This window comes from Fulvivirga sp. AWR4_260, from assembly GCF_056158185.1.
Genome location: NZ_JBSWSU010000015.1, coordinates 2,907,111 through 2,918,114 on the forward strand (window position 1 = coordinate 2,907,111; position 11,004 = coordinate 2,918,114).

At 36.5% G+C, this 11,004-nt stretch carries 6 protein-coding genes and 1 tRNA gene; 5 read left to right on the forward strand and 2 right to left on the reverse strand.

The window, feature by feature from the left end:
* The first annotated feature begins 17 nt into the window (after nucleotides 1–17).
* Nucleotides 18–1,559: a GH3 family acyl-acid amido synthetase gene (locus ACXACQ_RS18600; RefSeq protein ID WP_474977491.1), complete on the forward strand. Its 1,542-nt coding sequence runs from the start codon at nucleotides 18–20 to the stop codon at nucleotides 1,557–1,559.
* 28 nt (nucleotides 1,560–1,587) lie between these two features.
* Here ACXACQ_RS18600 and ACXACQ_RS18605 read toward each other — a convergent pair whose 3' ends face one another.
* Nucleotides 1,588–3,180 (reverse strand): hypothetical protein, encoded by a 1,593-nt coding sequence (locus ACXACQ_RS18605; RefSeq protein WP_474977493.1) that lies wholly within the window; start codon nucleotides 3,178–3,180, stop codon nucleotides 1,588–1,590.
* Nucleotides 3,181–3,588: 408 nt separating this feature from the next.
* Between ACXACQ_RS18605 and ACXACQ_RS18610 the strand changes: the two genes are divergently transcribed.
* Nucleotides 3,589–3,930 carry a PH domain-containing protein gene (locus ACXACQ_RS18610; RefSeq protein ID WP_474977494.1) on the forward strand — a complete coding sequence of 114 codons (342 nt, stop codon included), beginning with the start codon at nucleotides 3,589–3,591 and terminating at the stop codon, nucleotides 3,928–3,930.
* A gap of 663 nt (nucleotides 3,931–4,593) precedes the next feature.
* Complete coding sequence (locus ACXACQ_RS18615; protein WP_474977495.1) at nucleotides 4,594–5,841, forward strand: alginate export family protein; 1,248 nt, start codon at nucleotides 4,594–4,596, stop codon at nucleotides 5,839–5,841.
* Between the two features lie 36 nt (nucleotides 5,842–5,877).
* Here the strand turns inward: ACXACQ_RS18615 and ACXACQ_RS18620 are convergent, their stop codons facing one another.
* The gene (locus ACXACQ_RS18620) at nucleotides 5,878–6,360 is read right to left on the reverse strand and encodes a hypothetical protein (protein ID WP_474977496.1); all 483 of its coding nucleotides are present in this window, start codon (nucleotides 6,358–6,360) and stop codon (nucleotides 5,878–5,880) included.
* Nucleotides 6,361–6,617: 257 nt separating this feature from the next.
* On the opposite strand from ACXACQ_RS18620, the gene ACXACQ_RS18625 reads away from it, so the two are divergent.
* Both ACXACQ_RS18625 and ACXACQ_RS18630 read left to right on the forward strand, forming a co-directional pair.
* Nucleotides 6,618–6,691, forward strand: a tRNA-Asp gene (locus ACXACQ_RS18625).
* A gap of 600 nt (nucleotides 6,692–7,291) precedes the next feature.
* The gene (locus tag ACXACQ_RS18630) at nucleotides 7,292–11,002 is read left to right on the forward strand and encodes a family 16 glycosylhydrolase (protein ID WP_474977497.1); all 3,711 of its coding nucleotides are present in this window, start codon (nucleotides 7,292–7,294) and stop codon (nucleotides 11,000–11,002) included.
* Nucleotides 11,003–11,004 lie beyond the last annotated feature (2 nt).

Genomic DNA, 11,004 nt, shown 5'->3' on the forward strand with positions numbered 1-11,004 from the left:
TCATCTTTTAAACACATATGGCTGTACTTGGTAATATCATAAAAACTGCAATAGAACTTAAAGATAAATTCACAGAGGACCACAAAGAATCATCAGTACAATTAAAAGTACTGAAACATTTATTAAAAAAGGCCAAGGACACAGCGTTTGGCCAACACTATAATTTTGAAGAAATACTAGAAAGTGACGACATAGCAAAAGCTTTTGCAGCAAAAATACCTCTACATAATTACGACAAAATGCACGATGATTGGTGGCATCGAATTATTGAAGGAGAAAGTGATATTTCATGGCCGGGAAAACCAGATTATTTCGCATTAAGTTCTGGAACTACCGGAAGTAAAAGCAAACGCATTCCGGTAACAGATGAAATGATTGAAGCCATTAGACAAACGGCAATTTTACAAATCACTAGCTTGGCTAACTATGACATGCCTCCAGAATTTTTTGAAAAAGAAATAATGATGCTAGGAAGTAGTACCAACCTGTCACAAAATGGAGAGTTTAGTGAAGGTGAAATCAGCGGAATAAGTGCCAGCAATATCCCCTTTTGGTTTAAAGGATACTACAAACCTGGAGACGACATAGCAAAAATAGAAGATTGGGATCAAAGGGTTAATAAAATCGCTGAAAATGCAAGAAATTGGGACATTGGAGCCATTTCTGGTATACCTTCCTGGATTGAATTAATGATCAAACGGGTAATAGATTACCACCAAGTTAATCATATACACGAGATATGGCCCAACTTGGCTGTATATACGTCAGGAGGAGTGGCTTTTGAACCCTACCGAAAAAACTTTGATTCCCTTATGGGAAAACCCATGATATACATAGATACTTACCTAGCATCTGAAGGCTTTTTGGCATTACAAACACGACCTAATGCTCAAAATATGTCTATGCAGTTGGCTGTCGAAAATGGCATTTACTTTGAATTTGTACCATTTGAGCCACAATACTTAGACGAAAATGGAGAAATAAAAACAGATGCTCCTACAGTAACATTAGAGGAAGTAGAAGAAGATACCGAATATGCTTTGGTAATATCCACAGTTACCGGAGCGTGGCGCTACCTTATTGGTGACACAATAAAATTCACTGATAAAGAAAGACAAGAAATTTTAATAACAGGAAGAACAAAGCACTTTCTTAACGTAGTAGGCTCACAATTATCCGTAGATAAAATGAATACCGCCATTCAAGCTATAGAGGAAGATAATGATATTATAATTCATGATTTTACAGTGGCTGCAATAAGAAAGGGAGATGATTATATTCATAGGTGGTACATTGGCACAGAAGATAATGTAAACACACAGGAGCTAGCATTGCAACTTGATAACACATTGAAAAACCTAAATAAAAACTACAGAGTAGCGAGAAGTAAAGCACTCAAAGGTGTTGAAGTGGTATCTACACTTCCAGATAGTTTTTATGAATGGAGTGAGTCCAAGAAAAAGAAAGGTGGCCAAGTAAAAATGCCCCGAGTAATGAAAGAAGAAGAATTTAAAGAGTGGGAAGCATTTGTAAGAGATAAAGATCTTGTAAGTGAATAAAGAAGGGGCTTAGGCCCCTTCTTTATTATTAATTTACGGTTAATACACCTATCTTATGCCATTTGGTTTTGCCTCTACCAAAAAACAAAAATCCTTTACTCAGTTTATCTGCATAAAAATATGCCTGATTTTCCGCAGCTTTATCCGTGAGGGCAGGCTTTAGTACAAACTTAGTTTTTGTGCCCTTACCAATCATTGGCTTTTTGGTCACATTCCCTTGTTTGTCTATAATCACCAAAACAGGAATAGCATTAAACACATTATTCATAGTTTTATCATAGCTATTTCTCTCTATATTTTTAACATGATCGTTGTACACGATATAGGTATTACCTTCATAATATAAAGCGTAAAAAGAAGCATATATAAAAGCCTCATTCTGTGTTATCTGCTTTTTAGGCACACTCTGGTATCCCTCTATAACTCCTCCTTTACTCACATCTATTTTAATAATACTATGATCTTCGTAATACGTAGTGCTGTAGGTAGCTCCTGTACTGGTGCGGTGAGTTACTATATAAGAAAAGCTATGCTCAAACATTAAAATAAGGCCACCATCTTCTCTTTTAAAGCTATATCGAAAATCAAGGTTGCCTCCTGCTCCTTTTCCTTTTTTAGCTTTCCTCCTACCCGCAATCTCAGCCACCAATATGGGGTCAAATTCCTTATAACTAATTTGTGACGGTTGAGTAGGATCAAAATAAAAAACCCCTTGCCCTGCGGTAGCCACTTTACCATTAGGTTTCAGGTTACCATAAAGACCAGAACACTTTATTTTACCATTTGCATCGGCTAATAGCTCAATTACATCAGCATAATGTTCTCTAAAAGGAATCTCTATTAAATCAGTACTCCCTGCAGCCATGTTTACATGCACTACCGAATATACATTTTCAGGCTCGCCATCTTCCCGCTCCTTTTTCTTTTTCTCCAGCCTTACCAGTAGGTATAGATCATCTTTACCTATAAGCTCATAATCCCAAAGTGCCAAATCCTCATCATGAAAAGGCAATGGCACCTTTACTTTATTAATTATTTTTTGATCAGCATCAAGCAAATTAATCTCAAACAACTCATTTTCATACTTTTCAAAATAAGGATTTATAATTACAGCCGAATGGATTGAATCAGTAGAATGAGTCAATAGAAAACTACCATCCTTCCTCCTTCTTTGCTTTTCTCTATTAGCCACCTCATACAACTCACCTATAGGTTCGCCTTCAAAATTTAAGTTCTGAGCAAATAACTTTTGTTGATCAAGCGGTTTATTATAATCTTCGAAGTAGAACGTAAAATGATCTTTAAACTGCCTAAAAGAATAGTAAGTTAAATTACGGTCAGAGCTATTATCTCTATTAAAGTCATTCCAGCTTATTTCTTTCTCCCACTTTTTATCCATGGTAACATTGTCGTATTGTGAAAGAAACATCTCACGCCTAACCTTCCTCAACGTATAGAAATAGTGATCGTTTTTACCGACAAAACCAAGCTGAATATTATGCTTTCCTCTACCCCTTTTTTCAGCATGCCCCCATTTCACCTGAAGCTTCTGAGCAAAAAGAGAATTAGCTTCAATTAACAGCAGGAAAACTCCAGCAATTAAGAATATCTTTTTTTTCATTTTAAATATATACTTTGGTGTACTTTACACATTTACTTACCATACTCGGTGGCTGTTATGCGCGAAATAAAATATTGATCCTTAAACAGTTGAGAATAAATAGTTTATCTAAATAATGCAAAAACAGTCAATTTATTAACATTCTAAACTCATTAAAAAACCATATTTACCCACAAAATCAAGTAATCTATATTAATAATACAAAAATATTCTATACCTTCGCAAAACATTAATTTTATCAAGAAATTATTATCCTAAACTTCAATGACGGTTTTCCCAGCCTCACTTGACAAGACAGCTAACATAATCACTATCTGCGTAATTAGCTTTTTGTTACTCATTATTTGTTTACAATATTGGGTAATAAAAGACTTTATGCACCCCATAATAATATTTACGGGGCTAGTAATGTCATTGACTTTACTTATAAGGTTTCTACACCGCCCATTACGCTACAAGGTAAATGAAGAATTTTTAATTATAGAGAGACCCATTTCCAATATTAAAATATTAAGGAAAAACATCCTACACCACGAAATATTAAAGCCTAAACAAATTGATGGTAGTATTAAAATATTTGGCGTAGGTGGCTTATTCGGTTATTATGGGAAATATACCAATTTCGAAGTTGGCAACATGAACTGGTTTGCCACTAGAAAAGACTCTCTCCTTCTCATAAAAACCAACTCTAAGCTCATTGTAATATCTCCTGATAGTGCAGAGACCCTAGCTAACACATTAAGTCAATAAAGTATTTCCATTTTATGGAATATACTTCATCAGAAGGAAATTTCACCTTCGTTTCTTTGTCGTTACAGCGCATATAAATTCATAAAATAAACGCATTTAACTGCAGCACAGGCCTAATAAAGCATATTTTAATAATATTAATTAGCATTAAAGGCATCATTGAAAATAGTGGCAAGACATTTGAAAACAATATAAGCATTAGGGTTTAGGTTGTTTAATAACTAATGTATTGTTGACGTAGTGAATTTTTATCAGCAAGCATAGTATAATTGTCGGAACTATACTTTTTAGGTTGAAAGTGCTAAGATTTCCTAATTTTTTTAAAATTCTTTATTGCTGTTCACTACGTCATAATACATTATACAGATCCCTCTAATTTATCATTTATACTCCCATTCACTTAGCATATAATTAAAGTACTTAGGAATTTACTCTTCTCCCAATTTGAGACACAACTGTATTTTTTTAGGAACGAATCACAGTTTTAAATCCAACAATGTTTCAATACACTAAAACATCAAAAATGGCCTTATCCTGATTAAAATCCGTTTAATCAGTCATTTTATCATTAAATATTCAGTATAAACCAGTTAAAAAAAGCAATGGCAACATGTTTGAATAACTAAGGTAATTGCACATTTTAAGAACATCAACCCATACAATATGGCAAAATTGTACTATACACTTAGTCTTTTTATTTTAGTAATTGTTTCCATTCCGTCTTATGGTCAATTAGAAATTGACGCTGAATTTAAACCTCGGTTCGAATTCAGACATGGCTATACACAGTTACCTAATAAAGCTGATGAATCAGCATTTATCACATCACAACGCACTAGATTAAATGCAAAGTACACTTTAAACGAAAACCTATCTGGCTATATTTCTATGCAAGATGTTAGAATATGGGGGCAATCAGCTCCACTGGAAAGTAATGCCGATTTAAATGTATATCAAGCTTGGTTTAGGTTTGCCCCATCAAAGAATTTCTTTATGAAAATCGGTCGTCAGGAAATAGAATACGACAACTGCAAACTACTCTCTATTTCTAACTGGAGGCAACAAGGCAGAACCCACGATGCAGCACAATTTGGATACTTGTCTAACGACAGCACCTTCACTATTGAGGTAAATGCAGCTATTAATCAAAATGCAGACGTAAAATTCAAAAGTTTGTATGAGGGCCCCAACTACAAAAGCCTACAAACAGCATGGCTTCACAAGGAAGCAGGAAACTCTAAATATTCTATATTATTTGTAAATAGAGGACTGCAGTTACAGGATACTACTACCAACTATAGCCAAACATTTGGCCTTTTCACAGCGCACAAATTTGGCCATTGGAATATTACAGCAAATTATTATTATCAAACCGGAAAATCTAGAAGTGACCTTAATATAGATGCTCACTGGGCTTCGATGGAAGCCGCTTATAAAATTAGCAAGAAATTAAAAGTAAGTGCCGGCTTTGATTACCTTACGGGTACTAGTTACTATGAGTCTGCCGAAAACACCTCTACGTTTGATCCATTATATACCAGAAGGCACAGGTACTTTGGGCACCAAGACCTTTTCTATGTAGGCGGGTTTAATATTCCTGCAGGTCTGAAAGATTTTTATTTTAGAATATACGATCAGTTGGGCGAGAAATGGAAAATAAGGTTAGACACCCATGCTTTTTCCACGGAAAAATACCACTTCAATGAAATGATGGAAAAAATGGATAAAAACTTAGGTATTGAATTTGACCTGTTGTGCTCTTACAAATACAGTAAAGACTTTACTATTGCAGGCGGCTACTCTCAGTTCTTTGCCACTGACACTATGGTAGATATTAAAGGCAGCGGTGATAAAAATGAGCTGGCTAACTTTGCATATCTCACCTTTGATTTTACTCCACATTTATATTAAAAAAAAAGGGTTCTTCGAATTGAAGAACCCTTAATGCTATTTTTCAGGCCATTGAAAAGTATCATCATCTAAAAACATAGGCGACCACTGCACCTCATCTAGCTTCCCTTCATCCAACCAAAAAGAAATAGACTTTTCATCTACTTCCATTAGTTTATGATCTGGATTTTCTGCCGATGACCAATCTTCAAACTTAATATCACCTATATTTTCGCTTTCTAAAAGCTTTTGTAATTCATCTTTACCAAGCCCTATTACTGGCTTACCGAATAAAGTATATGCATCAGAAACCACGGAAATCATTACAAGTTTCCAGTGTTCATCTTCATCAAAACTCAAAGAAAGTCCTAGTTCCATATAATCCCACGACTCAGTAAGCTCTTCATCAGAATCAGTATATGAAAAATTATCTTTTTCATCAGGCTCACCTAAAATGGCTTTAACCTCTTCTCTAGTCATTCCAAACTTAACGTCACCAAGTCCTTCTCCAGGTTTAATTTCTTTTACGTTCGCTTTCATTTTATATCAGGTTTAAAATTTCTGTAATGATACATGATAATATCCATAAATAGCATTCTGATCTATTCTTAAAGGTTTAAGAAAAAAATAAAAAAAATCGCTCGGTATAGTTTGCACTAATATTTTTTTCGCTATCATTGCAGCCCAAACGATCTAAAAGAGGTCAACAAAACATAAAAAAATAAATTTTTTAAAAATGTTTTGGAAGTTTAAAAAATAAAACTTAAAATTGCATCCTCTTAAAGAGAAAGACAAACGGTCTGGTAGTTCAGTTGGTTAGAATGCCTGCCTGTCACGCAGGAGGTCGCGGGTTCGAGTCCCGTCCAGACCGCTAAAAAAGTCCTTAATTTAACAATTAAGGACTTTTTTTTTACCCTCTTTTATATTAGCAAATAAAACAATTACTAATTCCAAATTAAACCGCACCTAATTCTCCTAACTACCCTATCTCAAAAATACACATTCACACCTTTTTACAATCCCCACGTATTCATCAATCAAATTTAAACATCCAAAACACCCCAAGAACACCGCACTGACCACCCTTGACCTAAAACTTAATTTTACGATTGAAAGCCACAGCGTATTAATACGATATTTAAAGTAAAAAATATTAATTCAATTTAAATTAAAAATAGTACCATTTTCAATGCTTTCACTCAGAAAAACCAACTGAAAGAAATGTCCCCCTTCAAGCAGAAAAATATGAAATGATTTTGACGTATAGAGTATGTATTCTAACAGCATTAAAATCAACACTATTGGACTATATTACCCTCAACTGTAATACCCCTGCTGAAAATAATTAAGGCCATGATGTATTAATGATGTATAGGTTTTCTTTGACCCAGCATACTTAATCACAAACTTTAAACTTGTGTTTTCTCAGACACAAATTATATTTTTTATTCAACACTAAACCTAAAATCTTATGAGAGAAACCTTTCACTTTAGTAAGTGGATTAGAGGCTTTATTTTATTATCATTCATCATGTATGGAAGTCACTCTTTAGTGAACGCACAATGCTCTAACCTTGTCTTTCAAGATGAGTTCAATGGCACTAGCGTTAACGAAACACTATGGGGTTATGAAATAGGAAATGGATGTCCCAGCCTTTGCGGCTTCGGAAATGCCGAGGAGCAATACTACCGCAAGGAAAATGCAACAGTAAAGGATGGGAAACTAGTTATTACAGCCAAGTACGAAAACTTTGGAGGCATGCCCTATACCTCCTCCAAGTTAACTACTTCCACCAAATTTAACGCTCGCTTCGGAAGATTTGAAGCAAGTATTAAATTACCATCAGCAGGTGGAGTTTGGCCGGCATTCTGGCTATTACCAGAGGCTAACAACTGGCCCTACACTGGTGAAATCGACATTATGGAAGCCATGCACAGAAATCCTGAAAGTATAGCAGGAACTGTTCACTACAACAATAATGGACATCAGTATAACACCAGAGAATACCAAGCAGGCCTAGACCTTTCTGAAGGATTTCACGAATACGCAGTAGAATGGGAACCTAATGAAATCAGATGGTATGTAGATGATCAACTTTATCATACAGTTACGCCTTCAACCACTGTAGATCCTTGGCCTTTTGATGAAGGCGAGTGGTACATTATGCTTAATGTGGCAGTAGGTGGACCTGGAACTCCTTTTACAGGATTCATACCTTCTACACCTGCAGATTACCCTACTAGCATGGAAGTTGATTACGTTCATGTATACGAGGGCACTTTTAACATACAATTAAGCGGAGACAACAGTGTATATAAAAATGACAACAATAAAAGATACAGCATCTCCCCTATTGAAGGCGCTACTTATAACTGGTCTGCACCTTCAGGAGCTTCAATTGTTGCCGGCCAGGGAACTAATGAAATAACCGTAAACTGGGGCACCAAAGGAGGCGATATTGAAGTAGATGTTAATGTGCCTAACTGCGGAGCAAACACATATAAAATGAGTGTAGCCGTGGAAGAGCCAAGATCTCTTGATGTTGTATTCGAAGACTTCGAAAACAATAGAAACTTCACATATGGCGCTACAGGTACTTTAGATGAAAGCACTGCAAACCCTAGCATCCAAAGCCCTAACACCTCCTCGTCAGTAGGTAAATATGTAAGAAATGCATCAGAGCAATATGATGTATTAGTAATGCAAAGCGATAAGATTGGCAACGCACTAAAATATACCTCAGGCGAAAAAGTAATCTGGATGGACGTTTACACCAATGCTCCAGCCGGAACAGAGTTTTTACTTCAACTAGAGAACAGTACAAATTCTACCAATGATTACCCTGCGGGTCGCCATAGTAGATATACAGCTAACACAACATCATCTAATTCATGGCAAACACTTGAGTTCCATTTATTAGATAGACCAGATGCAGCTGTAGGCGCTATGGATGTTGATCAGTTCACATTATTAATAGCATCTAACACTAATACTGACTACACCGTATACTTTGACAATGTAGTAAGTATGCTTGCTGCCCCTCCTGTATTATTAGATGAAGAAATCATAGAAAACTATGATGGCATCAGCAGAATGGACACAATCTTCTCTGATGGAGCATACACTGCTGACATCACCAACCCTTTCCCAGGAAATGGAAATACAAGCGCTCACGTAGCCAGATATATAAGAAATGGCAACTCACAGTATGATGTGATCAGCTTTGGCACAGACGCTATCAGCAACACAAAACCGTTTAAAAATGGAGAAAACTTCTTCTTTATGGATCTGTATACCTCTGCTCCAGCAGGAACAGAAATTACTTTGAGCTTAGAAGATGCCATCTTATCAGAGAATGATTTCCCTGCAGGAAGAAATAGTCAGTACAGTGGTTTTGTAGAAGTGCAAAACGGATGGCACACCGTAAAGTTCACTCACGCTTCTTCACCTGATGCCGGAACTTCCGACCTTCAGGTAAATGAAATATCTATGCTTTTCGCCCCTAATTCGTACAATAATGATACGTATTACTTTGACAACTTTAGATACGGAGTAACTGCTTTACCTCCAACATACAGCTTCTCGGAAATAATCCAGAACTATGACGGAGAGGATCACCTGTCTTTCAATAGCGATTTAACTAACGGTACATACACCGGAAGCGTAGCTAACCCATCAGCGAGTGACGTAAACAGTAGCACCACAAGTGGAAAATACACAAGAAACGCATCTGAATTATATGATGTCCTATTCTTCAATACAGATTTCATCAAAGACGCGAGTAAGTATGTAGCAGAAGAAAAAAGATTCTCTTTTGACGTTTATACAGATGCTCCTGCCGGAACAGTAATTAGCTGGCAATTAGAAGCAAGCTCTATTGCTAACCCTAACAACTATCCCAATGGTCGTCATAGCATCTACCAAGCGGTAGTAAAAGAATCTAACGCTTGGCAAACTTTGGAGTTTGCATTAACTGCCACGCCTGATATCTTAGTGGAAAACGAAAAAATCGATAGAGTAGGATTCTTATTTGGACCAGGTACATCTACAGGATATACTTTCTACATTGACAACTTACACTCATTAACAAAAGACGAAGTTACTGAACCTGAGGACCCAGAAACACCGGAAGATCCAGACACCCCAGAACCAAAAACAATTGTATTCCCTGGAATATTAGAAGCAGAAGATTACAATGACGGAGGTGAAGGAGTAGGATACCACGATACATCTGCAGGAAACACAGGTGGAGTATACAGAAATGACGATGTTGACATTGAAGCTACTACCGACTCTAACGGTGGATATAGCGTAGGATGGATTACTCCTGGTGAATGGTTAGCCTACGACATCACATCTGAAGGCACTTCAGAACTTTACACGTTTAATACCAGAGTAGCATCTACTGTAGGCGGAAGCTTCCATGTAGAAGTAGATGGCACTGACATCACAGGTTCAATAACTGTTCCTAATACAGGAGGATGGCAAACATTCACTACAGTAGAAGTGAAAAAAGTGGCTCTTACAAAAGGAAATCACACATTAAAAATTGTTTTTGATGCTGGCGAATTCAACATCAACTTCCTTGAAGCTGTTAGCGAAACAGAAACTTCAGGTTGCTCACAAGAAGCTACTAGCGGAGATTTCAAGGCTGTACTTGACACAAACGGCAGCAGCCATACATTAACATTTGTACCTGGGTATGAAGGAGTAGGAAATAGCTTAGTATTATTATTTTATAGCACTGACGCTAATGCTACTTTCCCAGGCTTTGCAGTACAAGCAAACGAAGCTGTAAACCTTAATGTGGCCGAAGGTGAGACGTTATACTATTACTACACTTACAGCGTGCCAGAAGGAGGAGAAAGAACCAGTGCCGGCAACAGGCAAAGCTTCACCATTGGTGAGTGTAACACCGTAAGTAGAGTTGCCTCCGATATGAAAAGCCTTAATTACGAAGTCTATCCTAACCCTATGCAAAACACCCTTAATGTAAGAGTAAATGAGATTAATGCATACCACACGGTTAGAGTTCTTAATCTAGCGGGTAAAGTATTAACAGAGAAAAGCATTAAAGGCAAAAACAAAATAGAGATTAGCACTGAACGCTTAGAATCTGGACTTTACATTATTCAATTACAAGGTAACAGTACACTTAAAACTGTAAAGGTTATAAAGTAATC